This window comes from Luteibacter sp. 3190 (assembly GCF_031456385.1).
Lineage (GTDB): Bacteria > Pseudomonadota > Gammaproteobacteria > Xanthomonadales > Rhodanobacteraceae > Luteibacter.
On sequence record NZ_JAVDUO010000002.1, the window covers coordinates 212,990 to 238,214 of the forward strand.

23 protein-coding genes are annotated in these 25,225 nt (G+C 66.7%); 8 read left to right on the forward strand and 15 right to left on the reverse strand.

Annotated features, from left to right (window positions below; genetic code table 11):
* Positions 1 to 111: 111 nt before the first annotated feature.
* From glmS to J2X58_RS10905, 5 genes are all read right to left on the reverse strand, one after another.
* Entirely contained in the window at positions 112 to 1,941 is a 1,830-nt protein-coding gene (gene glmS / locus J2X58_RS10885) for a glutamine--fructose-6-phosphate transaminase (isomerizing) (RefSeq protein WP_310048169.1), read from the reverse strand.
* A 17-nt stretch (positions 1,942 to 1,958) separates the two neighbouring features.
* Positions 1,959 to 3,329: a pyridoxal-phosphate dependent enzyme gene (locus J2X58_RS10890; protein WP_090056812.1), complete on the reverse strand. Its 1,371-nt coding sequence runs from the start codon at positions 3,327 to 3,329 to the stop codon at positions 1,959 to 1,961.
* 184 nt (positions 3,330 to 3,513) lie between these two features.
* Entirely contained in the window at positions 3,514 to 3,741 is a 228-nt protein-coding gene (locus J2X58_RS10895) for a YdcH family protein (RefSeq protein ID WP_090056810.1), read from the reverse strand.
* A 356-nt stretch (positions 3,742 to 4,097) separates the two neighbouring features.
* Positions 4,098 to 4,763 carry a DUF4398 domain-containing protein gene (locus J2X58_RS10900; RefSeq protein WP_310048171.1) on the reverse strand — a complete coding sequence of 222 codons (666 nt, stop codon included), beginning with the start codon at positions 4,761 to 4,763 and terminating at the stop codon, positions 4,098 to 4,100.
* Positions 4,763 to 5,284 carry a DUF4398 domain-containing protein gene (locus tag J2X58_RS10905; protein ID WP_310048173.1) on the reverse strand — a complete coding sequence of 174 codons (522 nt, stop codon included), beginning with the start codon at positions 5,282 to 5,284 and terminating at the stop codon, positions 4,763 to 4,765. The genes J2X58_RS10900 and J2X58_RS10905 overlap by 1 nt, the downstream gene beginning before the upstream one ends.
* 93 nt (positions 5,285 to 5,377) lie before the next feature.
* Between J2X58_RS10905 and J2X58_RS10910 the strand changes: the two genes are divergently transcribed.
* Complete coding sequence (locus tag J2X58_RS10910; RefSeq protein ID WP_175472867.1) at positions 5,378 to 6,487, forward strand: PilT/PilU family type 4a pilus ATPase; 1,110 nt, start codon at positions 5,378 to 5,380, stop codon at positions 6,485 to 6,487.
* 127 nt (positions 6,488 to 6,614) lie between these two features.
* Here the strand turns inward: J2X58_RS10910 and maiA are convergent, their stop codons facing one another.
* Positions 6,615 to 7,268 carry a maleylacetoacetate isomerase gene (gene maiA, locus J2X58_RS10915; RefSeq protein ID WP_310048175.1) on the reverse strand — a complete coding sequence of 218 codons (654 nt, stop codon included), beginning with the start codon at positions 7,266 to 7,268 and terminating at the stop codon, positions 6,615 to 6,617.
* A 174-nt stretch (positions 7,269 to 7,442) separates the two neighbouring features.
* On the opposite strand from maiA, the gene J2X58_RS10920 reads away from it, so the two are divergent.
* Positions 7,443 to 8,624, forward strand: a complete 1,182-nt coding sequence (locus J2X58_RS10920; RefSeq protein WP_310048177.1) for a phosphoglycerate kinase — start codon at positions 7,443 to 7,445, stop codon at positions 8,622 to 8,624.
* On the forward strand, positions 8,624 to 9,274 hold the full coding sequence (locus J2X58_RS10925) for an HAD hydrolase-like protein (RefSeq protein WP_310048179.1): 651 nt from the start codon (positions 8,624 to 8,626) through the stop codon (positions 9,272 to 9,274). Before J2X58_RS10920 ends, J2X58_RS10925 begins: the two co-directional genes overlap by 1 nt.
* A gap of 193 nt (positions 9,275 to 9,467) precedes the next feature.
* Here J2X58_RS10925 and tkt read toward each other — a convergent pair whose 3' ends face one another.
* Positions 9,468 to 11,480, reverse strand: a complete 2,013-nt coding sequence (gene tkt, locus J2X58_RS10930) for a transketolase (protein WP_090056801.1) — start codon at positions 11,478 to 11,480, stop codon at positions 9,468 to 9,470.
* Between the two features lie 224 nt (positions 11,481 to 11,704).
* Here tkt and J2X58_RS10935 point away from each other — a divergent pair, with 224 nt between their 5' ends.
* The gene (locus tag J2X58_RS10935) at positions 11,705 to 12,433 is read left to right on the forward strand and encodes a hypothetical protein (RefSeq protein ID WP_090056799.1); all 729 of its coding nucleotides are present in this window, start codon (positions 11,705 to 11,707) and stop codon (positions 12,431 to 12,433) included.
* Between the two features lie 219 nt (positions 12,434 to 12,652).
* Complete coding sequence (locus J2X58_RS10940; protein ID WP_090056797.1) at positions 12,653 to 13,234, forward strand: porin family protein; 582 nt, start codon at positions 12,653 to 12,655, stop codon at positions 13,232 to 13,234.
* A gap of 74 nt (positions 13,235 to 13,308) precedes the next feature.
* On the opposite strand, the gene J2X58_RS10945 is transcribed toward J2X58_RS10940, so the two are convergent.
* The 4 genes from J2X58_RS10945 to J2X58_RS10960 all read right to left on the reverse strand — a co-directional run bounded on the left by J2X58_RS10945 (position 13,309) and on the right by J2X58_RS10960 (position 17,441).
* Positions 13,309 to 14,331, reverse strand: coding sequence for a class I fructose-bisphosphate aldolase (locus tag J2X58_RS10945; protein ID WP_090056795.1), 1,023 nt, complete (start codon positions 14,329 to 14,331; stop codon positions 13,309 to 13,311).
* A 106-nt stretch (positions 14,332 to 14,437) separates the two neighbouring features.
* A complete protein-coding gene (locus tag J2X58_RS10950) occupies positions 14,438 to 14,878 on the reverse strand; it encodes a hypothetical protein (protein WP_090056793.1) in 441 nt (146 codons plus the stop codon).
* Positions 14,879 to 15,108: 230 nt separating this feature from the next.
* Positions 15,109 to 16,578: a pyruvate kinase gene (pyk, locus tag J2X58_RS10955; RefSeq protein ID WP_090056790.1), complete on the reverse strand. Its 1,470-nt coding sequence runs from the start codon at positions 16,576 to 16,578 to the stop codon at positions 15,109 to 15,111.
* A 38-nt stretch (positions 16,579 to 16,616) separates the two neighbouring features.
* Entirely contained in the window at positions 16,617 to 17,441 is an 825-nt protein-coding gene (locus J2X58_RS10960; RefSeq protein ID WP_310048182.1) for a S1/P1 nuclease, read from the reverse strand.
* Between the two features lie 218 nt (positions 17,442 to 17,659).
* On the opposite strand from J2X58_RS10960, the gene gap reads away from it, so the two are divergent.
* Both gap and J2X58_RS10970 read left to right on the forward strand, forming a co-directional pair.
* Positions 17,660 to 18,676: a type I glyceraldehyde-3-phosphate dehydrogenase gene (gene gap / locus J2X58_RS10965; protein ID WP_090056788.1), complete on the forward strand. Its 1,017-nt coding sequence runs from the start codon at positions 17,660 to 17,662 to the stop codon at positions 18,674 to 18,676.
* Between the two features lie 83 nt (positions 18,677 to 18,759).
* Positions 18,760 to 19,305 carry a hypothetical protein gene (locus tag J2X58_RS10970; protein WP_090056786.1) on the forward strand — a complete coding sequence of 182 codons (546 nt, stop codon included), beginning with the start codon at positions 18,760 to 18,762 and terminating at the stop codon, positions 19,303 to 19,305.
* Between the two features lie 119 nt (positions 19,306 to 19,424).
* Here J2X58_RS10970 and J2X58_RS10975 read toward each other — a convergent pair whose 3' ends face one another.
* From J2X58_RS10975 to hppD, 3 genes are all read right to left on the reverse strand, one after another.
* On the reverse strand, positions 19,425 to 20,405 hold the full coding sequence (locus J2X58_RS10975; protein WP_310048185.1) for a fumarylacetoacetate hydrolase family protein: 981 nt from the start codon (positions 20,403 to 20,405) through the stop codon (positions 19,425 to 19,427).
* A 16-nt stretch (positions 20,406 to 20,421) separates the two neighbouring features.
* Positions 20,422 to 21,732 carry a homogentisate 1,2-dioxygenase gene (gene hmgA / locus J2X58_RS10980; protein WP_310048186.1) on the reverse strand — a complete coding sequence of 437 codons (1,311 nt, stop codon included), beginning with the start codon at positions 21,730 to 21,732 and terminating at the stop codon, positions 20,422 to 20,424.
* 105 nt (positions 21,733 to 21,837) lie between these two features.
* A complete protein-coding gene (gene hppD, locus J2X58_RS10985) occupies positions 21,838 to 22,926 on the reverse strand; it encodes a 4-hydroxyphenylpyruvate dioxygenase (protein ID WP_310048188.1) in 1,089 nt (362 codons plus the stop codon).
* 88 nt (positions 22,927 to 23,014) lie between these two features.
* Here hppD and J2X58_RS10990 point away from each other — a divergent pair, with 88 nt between their 5' ends.
* Positions 23,015 to 23,461, forward strand: coding sequence for a MarR family winged helix-turn-helix transcriptional regulator (locus J2X58_RS10990; RefSeq protein WP_090056773.1), 447 nt, complete (start codon positions 23,015 to 23,017; stop codon positions 23,459 to 23,461).
* Positions 23,462 to 23,576: 115 nt separating this feature from the next.
* Here the strand turns inward: J2X58_RS10990 and J2X58_RS10995 are convergent, their stop codons facing one another.
* Entirely contained in the window at positions 23,577 to 25,082 is a 1,506-nt protein-coding gene (locus J2X58_RS10995) for a peptide MFS transporter (RefSeq protein ID WP_090056770.1), read from the reverse strand.
* Positions 25,083 to 25,225 lie beyond the last annotated feature (143 nt).

Below are 25,225 nucleotides of genomic sequence, written 5' to 3' on the forward strand. Positions count from 1 at the left end.
CACGAGCTCCCGGGGCTCAACACGCGCCGGGCAAACGCCTTATGAGCGACGCCCGGCCCTATCGCCGTGTAGCACCGACGACGCGGCCGACCGACGAAAGGCACACGAACCTCACTCCACCGTCACCGACTTCGCAAGATTCCGCGGCTGATCCACATCCGTCCCGCGCAACACCGCCACGTGGTACGCAAGCAGCTGCATCGGCACGGTGAACACGGCCGGCGCGATGAGGTCGCCGCCGCCGTCCACCAGGACCGTCGCCAGGGTGCCGGTATCGGCATCCATGTCCACGCGCTCGTCGGCGAACACGATCAGCTCACCGCCGCGTGCGCGCACTTCCTGCAGGTTCGATTTCAGCTTGTCGAGCAGCGGGCCGTTCGGAGCCACCGCGACGATGGGCATGTTCTCGTCCACCAGCGCCAGCGGGCCGTGCTTGAGCTCGCCTGCCGGGTAGGCCTCGGCGTGGATGTACGAGATCTCCTTGAGCTTCAGCGAGCCTTCCAGCGCCACGGGGAACTGGGCGCCGCGGCCGAGGAACAGCGCGTGCTGCTTGGTGATGAAATGATCGGCGATCGTCAGGATCTCCGGCTCGCTCTTCAGCGCGTTCTCGATGTAGCGCGGCAGCGACTGGAGCTCCTTGCAGTGCTCCAGGTAACGCGCCTCGTCGAGGCCGCGGCGGCGGCCGAGGTCGAGGGCCAGCAGCGCGAACGCGGCCAGCTGCGTCGTGAACGCCTTCGTCGACGCCACGCCGATTTCCGGGCCGGCGCGCGTCATCAGGCGCAGGTCGGATTCGCGCACCACCGAGGATTCGGGCACGTTGCAGATGGCGAACGTCGCGAGGTAGCCACGCCGGCGCGATTCGCGCATGGCGGCGAGCGTGTCGGCCGTTTCGCCCGACTGCGACACGGCGACGAACAGCGTGTCTTCCGGCACCACGACGTCGCGGTAGCGGTACTCGCTGGCGACTTCCACCACCACCGGGATGCGCGCGAGCTGCTCGATCCAGTACTTGGCGACCATGCCCGCGTGGTAGCTGGTGCCGCACGCGACGATGTGGATGCCGCGGGTCTTGTCGAGGATCGGGTCGGCATCGATGCCGAAGATGTTCGGCAGCACGCCGTGCGGGCCGATGCGGCCTTCGAGCGTATCGGCCACGGCGCGCGGCTGTTCGAAGATTTCCTTCTGCATGTAGTGGCGGTACTCGCCGCGCTCGACCGAGTCCGCGCTGATCTCGCTCTCGTGGGCGGTGCGGTCCACAGGCCGGCCATCGAGGCCGTACACGGAGACGCTGTCGCGGGTGATCTCGACGACGTCGTCTTCCTCCAGGTACATCATCCGGTTCGTCACCTTGATGAGCGCCTGCGCGTCGGAGCCGAGGAAATGCTCGCCAATGCCGATACCCACCAGCAGCGGACAGCCGCGGCGCGCGCCGACGATCCGCTCGGGCTCGTCGAGGCTCATCACGGCGATGGCGTACGCACCCTCCAGTTCGCGCACCGCGGCGGTCACCGCTTCACGCAGGCCCTTGCCGGACTGCACATGCTCGTCGATGACGGCGCCCATCACTTCGGTGTCCGTCTCGGAATGGAACTCGCGTCCCTTGGCCCGGAGCGATTCGCGCAACGAGGCGTAGTTCTCGATGATGCCGTTGTGCACGATGGCGATGCGGCCCTGCACGTGCGGGTGCGCGTTCTTCTCGCTGGGCACGCCGTGCGTCGCCCAGCGCGTGTGCGCGATGCCCGTGCCGCCCGGTACCGGATCGGCATCGTAGAGCGCTTCCATCTCGCGGACCTTGCCCTTCGCCCGGACGCGGCGGATCTCGCCGGCGTCGGCGATGGCCATGCCCGCGGAATCGTAACCGCGGTATTCGAGGGCTTTCAGGCCCGCGATGAGGATGGGAGCGATGTCACGCTGCGCGACGGCGGCCACGATTCCACACATGGTGCTTCCCCTGTTGCTTAGTTGACTTTGCGACGCAGGTAATTGAGCAGGTCGATGCGGGTGATGAGGCCGAGGAACTGCTCGCCGTCGACCACGATGGCGACGTGGCCCTTCTCGAAGACGGACATCAGCGACTCGATCGAGGACGTCACCTGGATCATTTCCGGCGAGGCGATCATCGCCGTCGACACCGGGTCGCGGAACTTGGTTTCATCGGCGTGCACGTGCAGCAGCACGTCGGATTCGTCGAGGATGCCGACGATGCGGTCGCCCTCCATCACCGGCAGCTGCGAGACGTCGTACAGCTTCATGCGGTTGTACGCGGTGACGAGGAGATCGTCCGGTTTGACCACGACCGTGTCGCGCTTCGCGTACGGGCGCAGGATCAGGTCGCGCAGATCGCCGTACTGCTCGCGCTCGATGAAGCCGTTGTCGAGCATCCAGTAGTCGTTGTACATCTTCGACAGGTACTTGTTGCCGGTGTCGCACACCAGCGTCACGACGCGCTTGGGCGTCGTCTGCTCGCGGCAGTATTTCAGCGCGGCAGCCAGCAGCGTGCCGGTCGACGAGCCACCCAGCACACCCTCCTTCGCCAGCAGCTCGCGCGCGGCCAGGAAGCTTTCCTTGTCGCTGATGGCGAAGGCCTTCTTCACCATCGAGAAATCGCTGATCGACGGCAGGAAGTCCTCGCCGATGCCTTCCACCATCCAGCTGCCCGACTTCTCCGAGAGCGTGCCCTCGTTGATGTACTGCGCGAGGATCGAACCGACCGGATCGGCCAGCACGATCTCCGTGTTGGGCGAATGCTCCCGCAGATAGGCCGTGAGGCCGCTCATCGTGCCCGACGAGCCGCAACCGACGACGATGGCGTCGACCTTGCCGTCCAGCTGCTCGAGGATCTCCGGGCCCGTGGTCTGAACGTGCGCGGCGGGGTTGTCCGGGTTGCCGAACTGGTTGATGAAATACGCCCCGGGCGTTTCGCGCGCGATGCGCTCGGCCATGTCCTGGTAGTACTCGGGATGGCCCTTGGCGACGTCCGAACGCGTGAGCACCACCTCGGCGCCCATCGCCTTGAGGTTGAAGATCTTCTCGCGGCTCATCTTGTCGGGCACGACGAGCACGAGGCGATAGCCCTTCTGCTGGGCGACCAGCGCCAGGCCGAGGCCCGTGTTGCCGGCGGTGCCCTCGACGAGGGTGTCGCCCGGCTTGATCTTCCCGGCGCGCTCGGCGCCTTCGATCATCGACATGCCGATGCGGTCCTTCACGGAACCGCCCGGGTTGGCGCTCTCGAGCTTGAGGAACAGTTCGCAACGACCCGTATCCAGGTGCTGGGCACGCACCATCGGGGTGCGACCGATCAGGTCGAGGACGCTGTCATGAACACTCATTGGAACTCCGTGATTGATCCGGCGCGGCCCCTTCGACCGCCACCTGTTGGGCCGACATGATAATGGCTGCGGCGCTGAACCGATGCCCGGCTGATCGGCCGAGCCGAAAGGGCGTATGGTCGACCACAAAAAAACGGGCACGTTCCCGTGCCCGTTTTCCTTGCCGCCAAACCCTCAGGCGAGTTCAGTGCGGGGATTTCTGCCAGGTGTCCCACATTCGTTGGAGCCTCTCCTTCGCCTGCAGCTTTTCTCTCTTGAGGCCGGCCAGACTCGCATCGTCGATGGGCAGACAGCCGATGTTGGCGTCGTGCAGCTTGGTATCGAGTTCCTGGTGGCGGTAGAAGAGGCGACGCGTTTCCGCGTTGGCGTGGATGAACTTCTCGACGTCGTCGCGCTGCTGGTTTTCGAACATAGCAAAACTCCTCGCGGTGGGGCCGCCCCGGCTGCGGGACGGTCGTGAGGGGAGCCATGCGGGCACTTCCTTCGCATCGGAAGAAGCGGATCTGGCGATGCGATGTGCCTGGGTGAACGTACGCATGCTCCGGCAGGGCCGCCACGTGGTTTTTCCGTGACGGGCTACCGAAGCTACTCCGGCTGCCGGAGGCGTGCAAGGGCGATTTTTCTGAAACGCCGCACGAAAAAATGGTTGCTGACGCAACGACTTGCGTGGCAGGTTCCGGGCCTGGCTCGTAGGAGCGCACCTGGGCGCGATGGGCATACCTCAAGCCCCGATCGCGCCCAGGTGCGCTCCTACGGCGGTTCCTTGGCTCAGTTGCCGCCGGACTTCTTCGACTTCTTCGGGGTGGTCGTGGCCGGGCTGCTGGCCGGCGCGCCGCCGTCGGAGGAGTTCAGGTCGCGCATGGCGCGCGCGGCGGCTTCGGCCAGGGCGGCCTGCTTCTTGGCCGCGTTGGCGACCTTGGCCTGAGCCGCGGCGACCTGGCGAGCCTTGTCACCCTCGGCCTTGGCCTGCTCCAGCGCCTGGGAATACTCCACGCCCTGCTGCTGCAGGCGCGCGGCCTCTTCCTGGATCATCTGGTTCTGCATGCGCTGCTGTTCCAGCTGGCGGCGGGCCATCTCGGCGTCGAGGCGGCTGGATTCCAGCAGGATGGCGTCGTGCTCGCGGTCGAGCTGGGCGCTCTTGGCCTGGGCGTCCTGGAACTGCGCGACGGCCTTGGCGGTGTCCACGCGGCGCTCGGCGATGTAGAGGTAATGGCCGTGCAGCTTGTCCTTGGGCTTGAACTGGCCCAGCTGGTTGATGGCTTCGCGGGCCCGGGCCTGCTCGCCCTGGGCGTAACCGCCCAGCGTCGGATCGGACGAGAGCTGGTCGAGGCTGGAATTCAGCCGGCGGACGTCGAGGTCGTCGGTGGCCGCCAGGGCGCCGCCCGCGGAAACGGCAAGAACGAGCGCGGAGAAGAGGATGGTGTGGCGCTTCATCACTGGCCTCCGTCCTTAAGGGGTTCGGTCTGGCCGCCGATCGGCGGCGGGGTGGTGTCCGTGGCTTCCGGCAGGACCGTCTCGGTCTCCTGCACGTTGTTCGGGATGGGCACCGTGTCGTTCGCGTGGTTGTCGATCATCTCGACGCGCATCCGCGAGTTTTCCTGGCTCTTGGCCGAATTCTGGGCGCGGGCGGCGCCCAGGCGGGCCTTGGCGCGCGCCAGTTCGCTGTCGGCACGCGATTCGTCGGCCAGCAGGGCCGCGTCGTCGTACTTGCGGCTGGCCATGGCCGCCTGGGCCTGGCGGAACTTGGACTGCGCGTAGTCGAGGTCGACCGGCGCATAATCGGCGGCACCGGCATCGCGCGCCGCCTGCAACTGGGCGAGCGCCTGGTTCATGGCGCCGTCGGGCGGGGGCGCGCTGGCACAGCCAGCGAGGGTGGCGATAGCCATGGCCAGGGCGGCCAGGCCGATGAGCCGGCGGCCCCGGTACAGGGCTTTCGACGGCAAGATGTGCACCATCACTCGTTCCTCTTACAGATTTGCGAGATATTGTCGATATACAGGTCAGTGAGACCGTCTACTCGATTGTAATGCGAACGCCCGGGGGTTTAGGTGGATATCGGTTATTTCCTGAAGCTGATGGTGGACAAGGGCGCGTCGGACATGTTCCTGACGACCGGCGCCCCCGTGAACATCAAGGTGGAGGGCAAGCTCTACCCGCTTGGTAACACCGGCCTGCCGAGCGGCATGGTCAAGAAGATCGCCTATTCGCTGATGGACGAGGGCCAGGTGCCCCAGTTCGAGCGCGACCTCGAGCTCAACATGGCCCTGGCCGTGAAGGAAGCCGGCCGGTTCCGCATCAACGTGTTCAAGCAGCGCGGCGAGATCGGCATGGTGATCCGTGCCATCAAGAGCGAGATCCCCTCCCTGGAGGAACTCCGCCTGCCGACGATCTTCCGCGAGCTGGTCATGGAACCGCGCGGCCTCATCCTCGTCGTCGGCGCCACGGGCTCGGGCAAGTCCACCACCCTCGCGGCGATGCTCGATCACCGCAACACGAACAGCTCGGGCCACATCCTCACCATCGAGGATCCGATCGAGTACCTGCACCGGCACAAGCGGTCCATCGTGAACCAGCGCGAGGTCGGCCTCGACACGCACAGCTACCACGAGGCCCTGAAGAACGCGATGCGCGAGGCGCCGGACGTCATCATGATCGGCGAGATCCGCGACACCGACACGATGGAGGCCGCCATTTCCTTCTCGGAAACCGGTCACCTGTGCCTGGCGACGCTGCACTCGAACAACGCGGACCAGACGCTCGAACGCATCCTCAACTTCTTCCCGGAGTCGGCGCACAAGAACGTGCTGATGAACCTCGCGCTGAACCTGCGCGCGGTGATCAGCCAGCGCCTCGTCATCGGCAAGGACGGCCGCCGCATGCCGGCCACCGAGGTCCTGCTGAACACCCCGCTGATCCGCGACATGATCCGCCGCGGACAGATCCACGAGGTCAAGGAAGCCATGGATCGCAGCCTGCAGGAAGGCATGCAGACCTTCGATCAGTCGCTCTACCGCCTGTACAAGGACGGCCTGATCTCGCTCGACGAGTGCCTGAACAAGGCCGATTCGCGCGACGGCCTGGCACTGAAGATCCGCCTGTCGGAAGGCGCGACGGGCAACGAGTTCGCTTCGAGCGATCCGTACGGTATCGGGGTCTGAGCATACGGAATCCGGCCGCGCTCGGTAGGAGCGCGCCCTGCGCGCGACAGCTCTTCGCCTCAGCCATGGGGCTAGCGCGCCAGCTCCGTGGGTCGGCCCTAAAACATGTCGCGCGCAGGGCGCGCTCCTACACAGGCGCGTCGCGCTGTGCCTCGGGCGCAGCCTTCCGGAACGCCTCCATCGCCTGGCACGCCTCGGCCACCCGCCGGATCGTCGGATACGGGGCCAGATCCAGCCCCCAGCGCACCGCGTTGTAGAACTGGGGCACGAGGCACGCGTCGGCCAGCGTCGGCGTGTCGCCGTAGCAGAAGCGCCCCGCGACGCCCTTCTCGGCCAGCAGCTTCTCGATGCCGTCGAAGCCGTGGCCGATCCAACGCCTCGACCAATCTTCCTTGCCCGCCTGGTCGACGCCGAAACCGGCCTCGATGGCCTTGAGCACCCGCAGGTTTCCCAGCGGATGGATGTCGGTGGCCACGGCCAGCATCAGCTCGCGCACCTTCGCCCTTCCCCGCGCATCCGTGGGCAGCAGGGCCGGTGCCGGCCGGGTCTCCTCCAGATATTCCAGGATGGCCACGGACTGCCTCACCACGTGGCCGTCGTCCACGAGCGTGGGCAGCTGGGCCTGCGGCGAGACGTCGCGGTACGCCGGCTTCAGGTGCTCCCCGCCGTCGGCGATCAACGAGACCGGGCGCGCCTCATAGGCCAGGCCCTTGAGGTTCAGGGCGATGCGGATGCGATAGGCGGCGCTGGAGCGCCAGTAGGTGTACAGGATCAGCGACATGGGGCTTCCTTCGGCCGAGCCGGGATTCTAGCGGGGCGCCTTCCGGAAGCCTTGCCGCGCTGCCGCGCGGATCGCCGATGCGATCGGCTCCCACCGGTCCGATGCCGGATTTGCGCCGACGCGGTCCACCCAAGGACAATCGGCGTTTCTCCTACACAGAAGCCGGAGTCCAACGTGTCCGTCATCCGCATGCAAGACCTCGACCTGCGCGGCAAGCGCGTGCTGATCCGCGAGGACCTCAACGTCCCCGTGGAGAACGGGAAGATCACCTCCACGCAGCGCCTCGACGCCTCGCTGCCCACGATCGTCGCCGCGCGCGACGCCGGCGCGAAGGTCATGGTCATCTCGCATCTGGGTCGGCCGAAGGAAGGCGAGTTCGACGAGGCCTCGTCGCTGAAGCCCGTGGCGGAATGGCTGGGCGACAAGCTCGGCAAGGACGTCCGCCTGGTGCGCGACTACCTCGACGGCGTCGATGTGGCCGACGGCGAAGTGGTCGTGCTCGAGAACTGCCGCATGAACGTCGGCGAAGGCAAGGACGACGAAGCCCTGTCGAAGAAGTACGCCGCGCTCTGCGACGTGTTCGTCATGGACGCCTTCGGCACCGCCCACCGCGCCCAGGCCTCCACGCACGGCGTGATCCGCTTCGCGCCGGTCGCGGCCGCCGGTCCCCTCCTGGCGAAGGAGCTCGACGCGCTCGGCAAGGCGCTCGAGAACCCGGACAAGCCCCTGCTCGCCATCGTCGCGGGTTCGAAGGTCTCCACCAAGCTCGAGCTGCTGCAGAACCTCGTCGGCCGCGTCGACCAGCTGATCGTCGGCGGCGGCATCGCCAACACGTTCATCCTCGCGGCGGGTCACAAGGTGGGCAAGTCGCTCGTCGAGGCCGATCTGCTCGACACCGCGAAGAAGATCATGGCCGACGCGAAGGCGCGTGGTGCCGACGTGCCGGTGCCGACCGACGTCGTCGTCGCCACCGAGTTCGCGGCCACCGCGAAGGCGACGGTCAAGGCCGTCGATCAGGTGGGCGACGACGAGATGATCCTCGACATCGGCCCGGACACCGCGAAGCGCTATGCCGATCTCATCGCGAAGGCCGGTACCGTCGTGTGGAACGGTCCCGTCGGCGTCTTCGAATTCGACGCCTTCGGCAAGGGCACCGAGACGCTCGCGCGCGCCATCGCGGCGTCGAAGGCCTTCTCGATCGCCGGCGGCGGCGACACGCTCGCGGCCGTCGACAAGTACGGCATCGAGGACGGCGTCTCCTACATCTCCACGGGCGGCGGTGCGTTCCTGGAGTTTCTCGAAGGCAAGGAACTGCCCGCCGTCGCCGCGCTGAAGGCGCGGGCGGAAAAGCGCTGATGCTCGTCCTCTTCGACCTCGACGGCACGCTGATCGATTCCGCGCTCGGCATCTTCGCCGGCGTCCGCCATTCCCTGGCGGCCGTCGGCGCCGAAGCGCCGGACGACGCGGCGCTGCGCTCGTGGATCGGACCGCCGCTGCGGGTGAGCTACCGCGACATCCTCGGCGACGACAGCGAGCGCATCGAAGCCGCCGTCGCCGCGTATTCCGAGCGCTTCCGCGCGGTGGGCTGGTCCGAGCACACGGTGTACGACGGCGTCGCCGACATGATCGCCAGCCTCGTCGACGGCGGACACCGCCTCGCCGTCGTCACCAGCAAGACCCGCTCGCACGCGGAGCCGATCATCGCCCACCTGCCCTTCGGCAAGGCGTTCGAACGCGTCTACGCGCCCGGGCCGGAGACCGCGCACAGCGAGAAGGCCACGATGATTGCCGCCGCGCTCGCCGACTTCAGCGCCTCGCCCGACGACACCCTGATGATCGGCGACCGCCTCTACGACATCGAAGGCGCGGTCGCCAATGGCGTGCGCGGCGTCGGCGTCCTCTGGGGCTTCGGCGACCGCGAGGAACTGGAAACTGCGGGCGCATGGAAGGTGGTGGAAGCCCCGGCCGAGATCGCCCTGCTCGCGGATTCCTTCGTCGCCGGCTGACGAAGCGCTCCTACCCTCGGGTGGGAGCGCGTTCACGCGCGAACGGGCGCGCATGACCTGCAGCGGCGGAAAATTCACGGCTACTACGGACCGGCGTATCGCGGGCCGATCCCCTATCGGCGGGCGATCACCGAAACCCGATAAAAAAAGCCCCGGGCTCGCGCCCGGGGCTTTTCGTTTCAGCGGAACGGATTTACTTGATGACGCTCTTCACCGCGTCGATCACCGCCGTGGTGGTGATGTTGAAGTGGGCGTAGAGCTTGTCGATCGGGGCGGAGGCGCCGAACGTCGTCATGCCGATGGCCTTGCCGTCGAGGCCGATGTACTTGGCCCAGAAATCGACGCTGGCGGCTTCCACCGCCACGCGGGCGCGGCACCACGACGGCAGGACGCCTTCGCGGTATTCGACCGGCTGCGCGTCGAACTCTTCCGTGCAGGGCATGGACACGACGCGGACGGGGACGCCCTGGTCGCCGAGCGCCTGCGCGGCTTCGACGGCGAGGCCGACTTCGGAGCCCGTGGCGATGATGATCGCCTTGAACTTCTCCGACGGCTCCCACAGCACGTAGCCACCCTTTTCGATGTTCGCCACCTGCTCTTCCGTGCGCGGATTGTGCTTGAGGTTCTGGCGCGAGAAGATCAGGCACGACGGGTTGCCCGCGCGCTGGATCGCCTTCTTCCAGGACACCGCCGACTCCACGGCATCGGCCGGGCGCCACACGCGGTTGTTCGGGATGAGGCGCAGCGAACCCAGGTGCTCCACCGGCTGATGCGTCGGGCCGTCTTCGCCGAGACCGATCGAATCGTGCGTGTACACGTGGATGGTGTGCGCGGGAATCAGCGCGGACATGCGCACGCCATTACGGGCGTAATCCGAGAACACCAGGAACGTCGCGTCGTACGGGATGAAGCCGCCGTGCAGCGCGATGCCGTTGGAGATCGCGGTCATGCCGAACTCGCGCACGCCGTAATGGATGTAGTTGCCTTCGGCGCCGCCGGTGGCGACGTTCTTCGAACCCTTCCAGATGGTGAGGTTCGACGGAGCGAGGTCGGCCGAGCCGCCGATCAGTTCCGGCAGGAGCGGACCGAACGCGTCGAGCGACATCTGCGACGCCTTGCGCGAGGCCACGACCGGACCTTCGGCCTGCAGCTTGGCGATATACGCGTTCGCCTTTTCGGCGAAGTCGGCGGGCAGGTCGCCGGCGAGGCGGCGCTTCAGTTCGGCCGCGAGTTCCGGGAACGCCTTCGCGTAGGCGTCGAACTTCGCGTTCCATTCCTGCTCGGCCTTGCCGCCGGCGTCCTTCGCGTTCCACGACGAGTAGAGCTCCTCGGGGATCACGAACGGTGGGTAGTTCCAGCCGAGGCGCTCACGCGCGGCCTGCACTTCGGCCGGGCCGAGCGCCGCACCGTGGGACTCCTCCTTGCCTTCCTTGTTCGGCGCGCCGAAACCGATGATGGTCTTGCAGATCACCAGCGAGGGCTTCTCGCTCTGCGACGTGGCGCGACCGATGGCTTCCTTGATGGCATCGGCGTCGTGGCCGTCAACAGGCTTGCCGTCCTTGCCCACCACGACGTTCCAGCCGTAGGCCTCGAAGCGCTCCGCGGTGTTGTCGGTGAACCAGTCGTGGACTTCGCCGTCGATCGAGATGCCGTTGTCGTCGTAGATGGCGACGAGCTTGCCGAGCTTGAGCGTGCCGGCAAGCGAGGAGACCTCGTGCGAGATGCCTTCCATGAGGCAACCGTCGCCGACGAACACGTACGTGTGGTGATCGACGATCTCATGGCCCGGGCGGTTGAAGCGCGCAGCCAGCACCTTCTCGGCCAGCGCGAAGCCGACGGCGTTGGCGAGACCCTGGCCCAGCGGGCCCGTGGTCGTCTCGACGCCCGGCGTGTGGTGGTATTCCGGATGACCCGCGGTGCGGAAACCGAGCTGGCGGAAGTGCTTCAGATCCTCGATGCCGAGGTCGTAGCCGGTGAGGTGCAGCAGCGCGTACTGCAGCATCGAGCCGTGACCGTTGGAAAGGATGAAGCGGTCGCGGTTCGCCCAATGCGGGTTCGTGGGGTTGTGGCGAAGGAAATCGCCCCACACCACCTCGGCGATATCGGCCATGCCCATCGGCATGCCCGGGTGGCCGGACTTGGCAGCTTCGACACCATCCATGGCCAGGGCGCGGATCGCATTGGCGCGTTCGCGGCGTGTCGTCATCGGCGTTCTCCAGATAGCAGGCGGGGGAAAACGACGATTGTCGCGCATCGGCGAAAAGATGTCGTGGACGTTCATGTCGCGGCGCGGAAGTTAACCCGGCCTTAATCTTTTGACCTCGTTTTTTGAATTTCTTCAGGTTCGAAGGTCTTTAATCGACCACGGCCACCACCGATCCCCCACCCCCAACGCGTGGCGGCCGCCCCGAAAAAAAGAGGAACATTCCCATGAAAAAGGCAGCTCTTGCCCTTGCGGTCTCTTGCGCTTCGTTTGCGGCCATTCCGGCCTTCGCACAGGACAACACGGCCGTGTCCGGCAATTACCAGCCGACCCAGTCGGTCGGTAGCGGCAACTGGTTCATCGGCGCCAACGTCGGTCGCACCAACGGCAGCGACAACGGCGGTTTCGGCAGCAACACCGGCGGTTTCAACTTCCTGAAGGGCGAAAAGGGCCGTCGCACCGGCTACGGCGTCCTCGGCGGCTACCGCTGGAAGGTGGGCCCGGACCTCGGCCTCGGCGTCGAAGCCGGCTATGCCGACCTCGGCAACTACCGCGTCAAGAACGTCTTCGAATCGGATCAGGACGTCAACCAGAAGTCCACGCGCAACGCCCTGCGCGGCTGGATGGTCGGCGTGAACGGCAAGCTCAACCTCGTGCCGGGCTGGTACATCAGCGCGCACGGCGGCTACTTCCGCGCCAACGACAACAACCAGAACTACAACAACAGCGTGGGCCAGGACCTCGGCTTCTCGAGCGGCGGTCGCGCCGACCGCGGCAGCTGGTACGGCGGCATCGGCACCGGCTGGGACGCCACCGAGCACTTCAGCGTGGGTGTCGCGTACGACTACTTCCACGCCGACGCCGGCAAGGTCCGCAACAACGAGACCGGCGAGGTCACGCGTGGCCTGAAGCGCTCCACCGGCATCGTTTCGCTGGCCGGCGAATACCGCTTCTGAGTTAAGAAAAACCCTTCAGCGATCGATTGAGCCACGGTGCCCCCTCACCGTGGCTTAATCGTTTCTTAATACTGAACTGGTCGGTGTTGAATTTATTCCGGCCCGCCCAATCTAAGTGTTCACGCAAGGGCAGACCGGCCCTGCGGCAGCGACGACGGCCTCCCCCACACCCCAGGGCCGCGGCGCCGAAAAAGAAAAAAAGCATTCCGGAGATCCACCATGAAGAAGACCCTTATCGCCCTCGCCCTGGTTGCCGCTGGCGCCGTTGCCGCCCCGGCCTTCGCCCAGGAAGCCAACGGTGCCGGCTGGTTCGTCAACGGCAGCGTCGGTCGCACTTCCGTCGACAAGGACCGCTACGACGGCCACGACACCGGTTACGCCCTCAACGGCGGCTACCGCTGGACCGTCAGCCCGTGGGCCGCCCTCGGTGTCGAGGCCGGTTACAACGACCTCGGCAACATCAACGCCAAGAGCTTCTTCAACGGCAACCGCGTGGTCGATCGCCGCAAGTCGGAACTGCATGGCTGGACCGCCGGCGTGAACGGCCACTTCAACATCGATCCGAAGTGGTACATCAGCGGCCGTGCCGGTATCTACGGATGGAAGGGCCATGGCACCGAGAGCGACGACTTCGATCGCCGCAACCTCGACAAGACCAGCTGGTACGCCGGCGCGGGCGTGGGCTACGACTTCTCGAAGAACTGGAGCCTCGGCATCAACTTCGATCACTACGATGCCCGCAAGGATGGTCTGGACCTTTCGACCAACATGACCTCGGTCACGGCGGAATACCGCTTCTGATCGAACCCGCCGGCTTCACCGGCGGCATAAAAAAACCCGGCGCCTCGCGGCGCCGGGTTTTTTCGTGAAGGGAATCAGCCCTTCTTCCAGATGCCCTTGGCGGCCTGGCTGTTTTCCTTGGCACGCTCGACGACGATCTTCTGCGCCGAGGCGAGGTTGCCCTTCTGGTCCTTCGCCCAGTTCTCCAGCGCCGCCGACACGAGCGCGCGGCCGTACGAGAAGCTGATCGGCCAGGGGTGCGGGCCGAGCTTGTTGATCTCGTTGAGGTTCTCGGTGGCCTGCTGGTCTTCCTGGCCGCCCGAGAGGAACACGATGCCGGCCACGGCGGCGGGCACGGCGTACTGGAACACGTTGACGGTGGCCTCGGCGATGTCCTCGGCGTCCACCTGGTCTTCCTTCGGCGCGTACTTGCCCGGGATGACCATGCTGACCTTCAGGATCAGGGCCTTGAGTTCGACGTTGTTGAGCTCGAGCTGGGCGAACAGGCTCTGCAGGACTTCCTTGTGCACGGCGAAGCTCGTGTCGAGGTCCTGCGTGTTCTCCTTGTCGTCCATCAGGATTTCCGGCTCGACCATCGGGACGAGGCCGGCTTCCTGGCAGAGCGCGGCGTAGCGGGCCAGCGCGTGGGTGTTCGCTTCGACGGCGGCCGAGGTGGGCGTGTCGTCGGTGATCTTGATCACGGCGCGCCACTTGGCGAACTTCGCGCCCAGCTTCGCGTACTCCTGCAGGCGCTCCCGCAGGCCGTCGAGGCCTTCGGTCACCACTTCGCCCGGGAAGCCGGCCAGCGGGTGCGTGCCCTTGTCGACCTTGATGCCCGGGATGATGCCGGCCTGCTCCATCGCCTGGACCATGGTGCGGCCGTCGGCGGTCTTCTGGCGGATCGTTTCGTCGAACAGGATGGCGCCCGAGATGTATTCGCCAAGGCCCGGCGCGGTCAGCAGCATTTCGCGGTACGCGCGGCGGTTCTCTTCATTGTTCTCGAGACCGACAGCCTCGATGCGCTTCTTGATGGTCGAGGCCGATTCGTCGACGGCGATGATGCCCTTGCCGGGTGCCACCATCGCCTGCGCGATCTGTTCGAGGTTTTCGATGCTCATGAGGACTCCATGGAAGTAAGTGGTATGCCCCGCTCTTGCGGCGGGGCCGAAGCAAAAACCGGCGGAGTATAGGGGACGACTCCGCGAAAGCCGTTGTGCGGCGCGATCAAGTGGTCTGGTAGCCCGGCAGCTCGCACTGCTTGAGGATCTTCGCCTTCTGCGCGGGATCGTCCGGCAGGTTGTAGCCGGCGACGTAGTACGTCAGCACGGGATCGCCATTGCGGTTCACGCCCGACGGGCCGTAGCGGAAGTTCTTCACGATGCTGACGCCGACCTGGGCGAGGTCGCCCTCGGGCACGGTCTTCGCGGCGACCACGTTCTGCGGCAGGCCGTTGGAGCCGATCATGAACGTCGTCGCGGTGCAGCCCGGCTGGTTGAGGTTCTTGCCGGTGTTCGGCACGTCGGCGTCGACGCTGGTGTTGGTCAGCGTCCAGTAGTAAGGCAGCCGTTCCGGCGCGACCTTGCGGAAATTCTGCGCGTCGGCGGCGCCGACGGTCAGGAGAAGCGCGGCGGCGATCGCACCGCTGCGGAGGCTGATTCGGATCATGGCGCCCTCGTAGGTAGGTCAGCGCGCCGAGTTTACTCCCGCCGGGGGATGGGGTGCGTGTGAAATCGTGCGGTCGTTCGCCCCCGCCCGGCGTCTGGTACCGACGATCGTGTAGGAGCGCGCCCTGCGCGCGACAGCCTTTCGCGACGAGCCGCAGGGCCTGTCGCCCCTCGCGAAGAGCTGTCGCGCGCAGGGCGCGCTCCTACCAGCGATCACCGATCGCGTGACGATCAAAGGTCGCGCAGGCTATCCGCGATGCCGTCGTCGCCGATCACCAGCAGCTTCAGCGTGTTGGTGCCGCCGCCGCGACCGATGTGGTCGCCGTGGGTCAGGATCACGCGGTCGCCCTTGGTCAGCTTGCCCAGTGCGAACAGGTGCTGGAGCGCGGCGCGCGCGGTGTGCGCCGGGTCGAGGTTGCTCTGCTCGAAGTCCACCGGCTGCACGTCGCGCAGCATCAGCATGCGGCGGCGGGCCACCGCGGACGGCGACATCGCGTAGATGGGCACGGCGAAGCGGTAGCGCGACAGCCACTGCGCCGTCGCGCCGGACTCGGTCAGCGCGACGATCGCGCGGACGCCGACCTGGGCCGCCAGCAGCATCGCGGCGAGCGCGATGGCCTGGTCGGAGCGGTCGAGCGAGTGCGTGCCCGGACGCAGGTCGTCGCGCGGCTCGAACTGGCGCTCGGCACCCAGGCAGATGCGGCGCATGGCGGCCACGGCCTTGTCCGGGTGGGCACCGGCGGCGCTTTCTTCCGAGAGCATCACGGCGTCGGTGCCGTCGATCACGGCGTTGGCGACGTCGAGCACTTCCGCGCGCGTCGGGATCGGCGCGCGCACCATCGACTGCAGCATCTGCGTGGCGGTGATCACCGAGCGGTTGCGCATGACCGACTCGCGGATGATCTTCTTCTGCAGGCCCGGCAGCTCGGCATCGCCGATTTCCACGCCGAGGTCGCCGCGGGCGACCATGACCACGTCGGAGGCGTCGATGATTTCGCCCAGGACGGGGATGGCATCCGCACGTTCGATCTTCGACACGATGGCGGCGTCACCGCCAGCCTCGCGCAGCAGGCGGCGGGCTTCGTGCAGGTCTTCCGCCGAACGCACGAACGAGACGGCGAGGAAGTCGGCGCCCATTTCGGCGGCGAGCTTGATGTCGTTGCGATCCTTGTCGGACAGCGCGGAGACGCTGAGGCCGCCGCCCTGGCGGTTCAGGCCCTTGCGGTTGGACAGGCGGCCGCCGATCGCGACGCGCGTGTGGATCTCGCTACCGACGACGTCGATGACGGCGAGCGCCACCAGACCGTCGTCGAGCAGCAGGATGTCGCCGGCGACCACGTCGCGCGGCAGGTCGTAATAGCTGACGCCGACGCGGGTCTGGTCGCCCGGAGGAGCGTCCGGACGGCAGTCGAGCACGAAGCTGTCGCCCGGCAGCAGGTCGATCGGGCCGTCGACGAACTTCTCGATGCGGATCTTCGGACCCTGCAGGTCGGCCAGGATGCCGACCTCGCGACCCACCGCGTCGGCCGCGGCGCGTACCGCGTTCGCGCGGGCGCGATGGTCGTCCGGCGTGCCGTGCGAGAGGTTCAGGCGGACGATATCCACGCCCTCCTCGAGGATCTTCTCGAGCATGCCCGGAACGTCGGTGGCGGGTCCGAGGGTGGCTACGATCTTGGTGCGGCGTACCTGGATATCGGTCATCGGTGCTTTCTCTTGGTCTTGAATGCGTGGGGCGCCGGTCAGTCCAGCGTGGTGTTCAGCAGATCGGCCAGGCGCTTGCCCGCCTCGCGCAGGCGCGTCTCGGCGATCGGGAGGTTGCGCGCCACGTAGGCGTCGTCGATGCGGTGGCTGTCGGGGTAGAAGCCTGGTGCGAGCGTGGCCATGCACGACTCCTCGGCCCACTGGGCGTAAGGGTTGTCGAACGGCGCGATGGGCTTCGGCAGTTTCACCGGACCTTCGGCCGCGAGCCGGTCGGCGTACGCGTTCCATTTGAGGTCGCGCGTATAGAGCATCTGCGAGTCCCACACGCGGTGCAGGTTGGTGCCCTTGCCGTCGAACTGGACCTGGTAGTCGTTGCCACCCTTGTCGTCGCGGCTGCCGCCATGCAGCGGCTGGTGCACGTCGCCGACGAAGTGGACGACGAACTTCAGCGCTTCGGCGCGCTCCGCGTTGGACTTGTGCCTGTCGCCGAGGATGGCGACGTATTTTTCGAGCCCGCCGACGACGCAGCGGCCGTCCGGGCAATCGCGCGGCGGCACGTAGTGGCATTTGCCGTCGCGGAAGTCGATGTAGTGCAGCGGTCCCGTCGCCTTGCCCAGCGCCTCCTTGCCCGACTCGTTGCGCAGATGGTCGGGCCAGCTGGCGACATCGGCCAGCGAATCCGCGCCATCGGCTTGCAGCAGTCGCTCGACCTCCTTGCGGGCCGACGGATCGAGCTGGCGCCAGGCCAGTTCCGCGACGATGCGGTGCCCGATGTCGCCCCAGGCCTGCACGGTGCTGGCGAACGCGGGGATGGCCAGGGCCAGCAGGGCGGCGGCGACGCGGCGCTTGGAGGCGATCTTCATGGGGCGGTAAACGTTTCCGGACGGTCGAACGCCCAAGTGTGCCACAGCGCGCCCCGCCTCCGGACCAGAAATTTAGATCGATCTACCCGCTGCGCGCGTTCACCTTTCTGGGCGGGGCCGGGGCGCGGGAGCAGCCCGCCGCGACGACGATCCGTTATCATCGAGTTTTGTGCCACCCGCCCCTACTTCGTTAGCAATTCCCAACCCGGAGGCTGCACATGACCATCAAGGTCGCCATCAACGGTTACGGCCGCATCGGTCGCAACATCCTGCGCTCGCTCTACGAAGCCAAGAAGAACGGCCAGGACATCCAGATCGTCGCCGTCAACGATCTCGGCAACGCCGAAACCAATGCCCACCTGACCCAGTACGACACGGCCCATGGCCGCTTCCCGGGCGACGTGTCGGTGGACGGTGGCGACCTGATCGTCAACGGCGACCGCATCAAGGTGTTCGCCGAGCGCGATCCGTCGAAGCTGCCCTGGGGCGAGCACGGCGTCGATGTCGTGATGGAGTCGACCGGCTTCTTCACCTCCAAGGCCAAGGCGAGCGCGCACATCGCCGGCGGCGCGAAGAAGGTCATCATCTCCGCCCCGGGCGACAAGGACGTGGACGGCACCTTCGTCATGGGCGTCAACGACGACAAGCTGCACTCGGGCCTGGAAGTCATCTCCAACGCGTCGTGCACCACGAACTGCCTGGCCCCGCTGGCCAAGGTCCTGCACGCGAAGATCGGCATCAAGCACGGCCTGATGACCACGATCCACGCGTACACGAACGACCAGGTGCTGACGGACGTCTACCACTCCGACCTGCGCCGCGCCCGTAGCGCCACGCACAGCCAGATCCCGACCAAGACCGGCGCCGCCGCCGCGGTGGGCCTGGTGCTGCCGGAACTCAACGGCAAGCTCGACGGCTTCGCCATGCGCGTGCCGACGATCAACGTGTCGGTGGTCGACCTGACCTTCACCGCCGAACGCGCGACCACGAAGGAAGAGATCGACGCCGCCATCAACGAAGCCGCCAACGGCTCGCTGAAGGGCATCCTCGCGGTGAACACGCAGCCGCTGGTCTCGATCGACTTCAACCACAACCCGCACTCGTCGATCTACGATTCGACGCAGACGCGCGTCATGGAAGGCACGCTGGTCAAGGTGCTTTCGTGGTACGACAACGAGTGGGGCTTCTCGAACCGCATGCTCGACATGGCCAAGGCGCTCATGTCGGCGAAGTAAGCCGCGCCACAACGCAATAAGTACGGCCACGGGGGGCCCGCAGCGATGCGGGCCCCTCTTTTTTTGCCCGGAGATCACCACCCATGGACCACCGCGCCCTGATGGCCGCATGCCTCGCCATGATGCCGCCCATGACGGCGCTCGCGATGCATTGCACGGCATCGCACCCGACCACCGCCGAGATCGTCGACCGCGGCCTGCTTTCCCCGTCGGCGTCGCCCGGGCAGCGCAAGCGCCTCGCCGACCGCCTGCTCTGCTCCGCTCTCGCCGGCAATCCGTCGAGCCAGGAGCTCGCCGGCGAGCTGTATTTCCAGGGCTCCGCCAGGAAGGGCAACGTGTTACCGCGCGACCTGGACCGCGCCCGCCGCCTGCTGACGGCGGCGGCGAACCGCGGGCGCCGTCACGCGATGCACGATCTCGCGCGCCTCGAGCTGGCCGATGGGCACCTTTACGAAGCGGCGATGTGGTCGCGCGTGGAGGTGCAGATACATGGCGCACCGCCCGCGCGCGTCGCGCCGTTGCATGCGCGGATCGCGAGACGCGTCGCGCCCGATGCGCGGCTCGACGCGGACGTCGCGGCGAAGGTGCGCTCGGTGCGCGAGGCGATGGAGGCCGATGCCGCTTTGTAGGAGCGCACCTGGGCGCGATAGCTTTTCGCGAAAAAGCATCAGGCCCTGCTGCTCCTCGCGAAAAGCCGTCGTACCCGAAGGGCATAAACGCCCAGGTGCGCTCCCACCACTAGCGAGAATCAGCCTTGCGCGATGCGCTGCTCGATCGCGCCGAAGATCGAGGCGCCGTTCTGGTCCGTCACCTCGATGCGGACCGTGTCGCCGAAGGCGAGGAACGGCGTGGAGGCCTTGCCGTCGCGCAGCGCTTCCACGGTGCGCTGTTCGGCAAGGCAGGAGGCGCCCTTCGCGGTGTCCTGGTTGGCGATCGTGCCCGAACCGACCAGCGTGCCCGCGGTGAGCGGGCGCGTCTTCGCGGCGTGGGCGATCAGCTGCGCGAAGTCGAACTGCATGTCGACACCGCATTCGGCTTCGCCGAACCACTGGCCGTTGATCCACGTGCGCATCGGCAGGTGCAACTTCTCGCCCTGCCACGCGTCGCCGAGCTCGTCGGGCGTGACGAACACCGGCGACAGCGCGGAACGCGGCTTGGACTGCAGGAAACCGAAGCCCTTGGCGAGTTCGCCGGGGATCAGTCCGCGCAGCGATACGTCGTTGACGATGCCGACGAGCTGGATGTGCCCCGCCGCCTCGGCGGGCGTGACGCCCATCGGGACGTCGTCGGTGACTACGAGCACCTCGGCCTCGAGATCGATGCCGTATTCCTCGCTGCGGACGACGACCGGGTCGCGCGGGCCGAGGAAACCGGCGCTGGTCGCCTGGTACATCAGCGGGTCGGTGTAGAACGACTCGGGCACTTCGGCCCCCCGCGCCTTGCGCACACGCTCGACGTGCGGCAGGTACGCGCTGCCATCGACGAACTCGTACGCGCGCGGCAGCGGTGCCGCCAGCGCCGCGACGTCGAGGTCGAAGATGCCCTGCGCCGTGCCCTCGTCGAGCGCTTCCGACAGCGCGTTCAGGCGCGGTGCCAGCGTGTGCCAGTCGTCCAGCGCCGCCTGCAGCGTCGCGGCGATGCCGGTCGCCTTCACGGCGCGGGTGAGGTCGCGGCTGACGACGACGAGCGTGCCGTCGCGGCCGCCTTCCTTGAGCGAAGCGAGTTTCATGCGTTTCCTTTTCCGATCAGACGGCGGACGGGTCGAAGTGCTTCTTCAGACCGCGCCAGCATTCGTAGTAGTCGCCCTGCAGCGCCTTCGACTCGAGGGCCTGCCGGCTCGGGCGGATGACCTTGCGTGTTTCGAACATGAACGCCATGGTGCCCACGATGTGATCCGGACGCGAGACGTCCGCGTGCGAGGCCTTCTCGAAACTCGCCGCATCGGGGCCGTGTCCGCTCATGCAGTTGTGCAGGCTCGAACCGCCGGGAACGAAGCCGCCGGCCTTCGCGTCGTACGCGCCGTCGATCAGCCCCATGAACTCGCTGGCCACGTTGCGATGGAAGTACGGCGGCCGGAACGTGTGCTCGGCCACGAGCCAGCGCGGCGGGAAGATCACGAAATCCATGTTCGCGACGCCGGGGGTATCGCTCGCCGACGTGAGGACGGTGAAGATCGACGGGTCCGGGTGGTCCACCGCGATCGAGCCGATCGTGTTGAAGCGGCGCAGGTCGTATTTGTACGGCGTGTAGTTGCCGTGCCACGCGACCACGTCGAGCGGCGAATGATCGATCGACGCCTGCCAGAGGTGACCCTGGAACTTGGCGATCAGCGCGAAGTCGCCTTCGAGGTCTTCGTAGGCCGCGACCGGCGCGAGGAAATCGCGCGGGTGCGCGAGTCCGTTGGCGCCGATGGGGCCGAGGTCCGGCAGGTGCAGCGGCGCGCCGAAGTTCTCGGCGACGTAGCCGCGCGCCTCGCCGTCCGGCAGTTCGACCAGGAACCGGATGCCGCGCGGCACGACGGCGATCTCGTACGGCGCGACGTCGAGCACGCCGAGCTCGGTACGGATGCGCAGCCGCCCCTGCTGCGGCACGAGCAGCAGTTCGCCGTCCGCGTCGTAGAAGTAGCGGCCTTCCATCGAACGGTTGGCGACGTACTGGTGGATGCCGATGCCCGCCTGATCGGCCGCGCCGCCGTTACCGCCCATGGTGAACAGGCCATCGAGGAAATCGGTGCCGGCGGGAGCCGCGGGCAGCGGGTCCCAGCGCAGCTGATTCGGGGTGGGCGGTGCTTCGTCGAAGCGGTTGTGGAAGCTCGCATGCGCCAGTTCCGTGAACGGCGAATGCTGCGCGGCAGGCCGGATGCGATAGAGCCAGCTGCGCAGGTTGCGGTGGCGCGGCGCGGTGAATGCGCTGCCCGAGAGCTGCTCGGCGTAGAGACCCTTCGCCACGCGTTGCGGCGAGTTCTGGCCCGTGGGCAGCACGCCCTCCACCGCTTCGGTGGCGAACTCGTTGGCGAAACCGGTCTGGTAACCGCGGGTATCGTCGGTGTGGGTCATCGGTGGTGTCCGGTTATCGGCTTTTGTAGGAGCGCACCTGGGCGCGATGAGGCTCGCGCGGACCCCCGATCGCGCCCAGGTGCGCTCCTACGCGCCGCTAGGCTATCAAAGCACGCCGCGGCGCATCTGGTCGCGTTCGATCGACTCGAACAGCGCCTTGAAGTTGCCGTTGCCGAAGCCCTCGTTGCCCTTGCGCTGGATGATCTCGAAGAAGATCGGGCCGATGTTGTTCTGCGTGAAGATCTGCAGCAGCAGCTTCTTCTTGGTTTCGTCGTCGGCGTCGATCAGCAGCTTGTTCTTCTGCAGGCGCGGAATGTCCTCGCCATGATCCGGCACGCGGATGTCGATCACCTCGTAGTAGGTGTCCGGCGTATCGAGGAACGCCACGTCGAGCGCCCGCATGGCTTCCACCGACGCGTAGATGTCGTCCGTGAACAGCGCGATGTGCTGGATGCCTTCGCCGTTGTACTCGCGCAGGTATTCGTTGATCTGCGACTTCTCGTCGGACGATTCGTTGAGCGGGATGCGGACCATGCCGTCCGGCGCCGTCATCGCCTTCGAGACGAGGCCGGTCTTCGCGCCCTTGATGTCGAAGTAGCGGATCTCGCGGAAGTTGAACAGGCGCTCGTAGTACTCCGACCACTTCTCCATGTTGCCGAAGTGCAGGTTGTGGGTCAGGTGGTCGATGAAGGTGAGGCCGAAACCCTTCGGATGGCGATCGACGCCCGGGATCCACTCGAACTCGCTCTCGTACACCTCGCCCTTGTCGCCGTAGGTATCCACGAGGTACAGCGCGCAGCCGCCGATGCCCTGGATCGTCGGGACGTCCAGCGCGAGCGTGTCCGGCTTGTTCGTGATCTTCTCGGCGCCGTTGGACAGCGCGGTGGCCTGGACGTCCGTCGCCGGGCGGTTGAAGCGGATGGCGAAGCCGCACGCGCTCGGGCCGTGCTGCGCGACGAAGTCGGCGGCGAACGAGTCGGGTTCTTCGTTGACGAGGAAGTTGCAGTCGCCCTGGCGGTACAGGGTGACCTTCTTCGTCTTGTGCTTCGCCACCGCGGTGAAGCCCAGCTTCGGGAACAAGGTATGCAGCAGCGCCGGGTCCGGCGCGGCGAACTCGACGAACTCGAAGCCATCGACACCCTGCGGGTTTTCGAAGGTGGTGACTTCCATACCGATATTGGGCTGGGCGCTCATGGGCGATACTCCTGGCTGGGGGACGGCTTGCGCCGTCATGATGCCCGTTATAGTTTCACCTGTAACCATTTGCAAGGACCTGTGCAGCATGATTCCCGAAGCCGTACCCGCGCACGCGCCGCTCGAACTGGAGCACTTCCTGCCCTACCGGCTGTCGATCCTGTCGAACACGGTGAGCCAGGGCATCGCGGCGGAGTACGTGGAGCGCTTCCAGCTGAGCATGACCGAGTGGCGCGTCATGACGATTCTCGCGCGCTTTCCGGAGGTCTCGGCCCGTGAAGTGGTGGAGCGGACGGCGATGGACAAGGTCGCGGTGAGCCGCGCCGTGGCCCGGCTGGTCGAGGCGGGCCGGGTCGACCGCGGCACGCACGACGGCGACAAGCGCCGCTCGGTGCTGAAGCTGTCGGACGCCGGCTGGGCGATCCACGACGAAGTGGCGCCCTTGGCGCGCGCCCACGAGCGGGAGCTGCTGGCGAAGCTGGACGAGGCCGAACGGGTGCAATTGGACCGGATCCTGGACAAGCTGCTGGCCTGAGGCGTAGGAGCGCGCCCTGCGCGCGACATCTTTTGAGGCCGGGAGCAACAGGGCCTGTCGCTCCCGGCGAAAACATGTCGCGCGCAGGGCGCGCTCCTACCGCTTCGCGCGCGCCTTATTTCACCCCGTGCATCAGGCGGTTGATCAGCGGGGCGATCAGGAAGAGCACGATGCCCGCGCCGACGAGGAGCTCGAAGCTGAAGGTGAAGCCCGAGAGCGCCGAGTCCACGGTCATGCCGGTCTCGCCGCTGATGTGGCCGGCGAGCAGGCCCGAGAGGTTGTTGCCGATGGCGGTGGAGAGGAACCAGCCGCCCATCGCGAGGCCGACGACACGGATCGGCGCCAGCTTGGTCACCATCGACAGGCCGATCGGCGACAGGCACAGCTCGCCGATCGTCTGCAGCACGTAGCACGCCGCCAGCGGCCAGAACGGGATCAGCCCGCGGCCGTCCACCAGGCCCTTCAGCGCGTACATCAGCACCAGGAAGCCCAGCGCGTTGAAGATCAGGCCGAGGCCGAACTTGCGCGGGATCGACGGCTCCTTGCGGAAGCGCGACGACCACGCCCACGCCAGCGCCACGACCGGCGCGAAGACGAGGATCGCGGCGGAGTTCACCGACTGGAACCAGCCGGTGGGGAATTCCCAGCCGAACATCTGGCGATCCACGATGTTCTGCGCGAGGAAGTTGAACGAGCTGCCGGCCTGCTCGAAGAACATCCAGAACAGCACGTTGAACGTGAAGAGCAGCAGCATCGCCACGACGCGGTGGATCTGGATGCGGTCGTGACGCACGGCCTCGATCACGAGCATCGCGGCCACGCCGATGAAGAGGATGCCGAGCAGCCACGCGATGAAGATCGCGCCCGCCTTCGCCATCAGCAGGTAGACGAGCGGAATGGCGACGAGGATGCCGACGATCACGCCGACGAAGCTCTTGCCTTCGTGGCGTTCCGGCGGCGGCACGCCCACGCCCTTGAGCTGCGAACGGCCGAGCAGGAACCAGATGAAGCAGATCACCATGCCGATGCCGGTCGCGGCGAACACGGCCTTGTAGTTCTGCTGCAGCGGCGTATCGGTGATGACGGAAGCGAGCCAGCCCGTGACCAGCGGCGCGAGGAAACCGCCGAGGTTGATGCCCATGTAGAAGATGGTGAAACCGCGATCGCGCCGGTCGTCGCCGACGGGGTAGATCTGGCCCACGAGCGACGAAATGTTCGGCTTGAACAGGCCGTTGCCGACGATCACGGTGGCCAGGCCGGCGAGGAACACCTGTTCGTTCGGCACCATCACCATGAACAGGCCGGCGCCCATCACCGCGGCCCCGAGCAGGATGGAACGCTGGTAGCCGAGGATCCGGTCGGCGACGTAGCCGCCGAAGATCGCCGAGGCGTAGACGAGCGCGAGATAGGCGCCGTAGGTGCGGCTGGCGTAGCCCTGGCCCGAGGCGTCGCCGTTGAAGAATTCGGCGACGATGTACAGCGTCAGCGCCCAGCGCATGCCGTAGAACGCGAACCGCTCCCAGAACTCGGTCATGAACAGCATCCACAGGGGACGCGGATGACCGAGGGTCTGCGGATACTCGGGTACGGGCCGCGCGGCGGCGTGGGCGGTGGCTGTCATGGCTTCCCTTGAAGACGAATGCGTGCAGGGTGTTTAGCCGGAGCGGCCCCGTGCGTCAAATCGAAAGGTGACGACCGACGGTTGGAGCGAACCTGGCCGCGACAGCTTTTCGCGAGGCGTCGCAGGCCCTGTCGCTTCCCGCG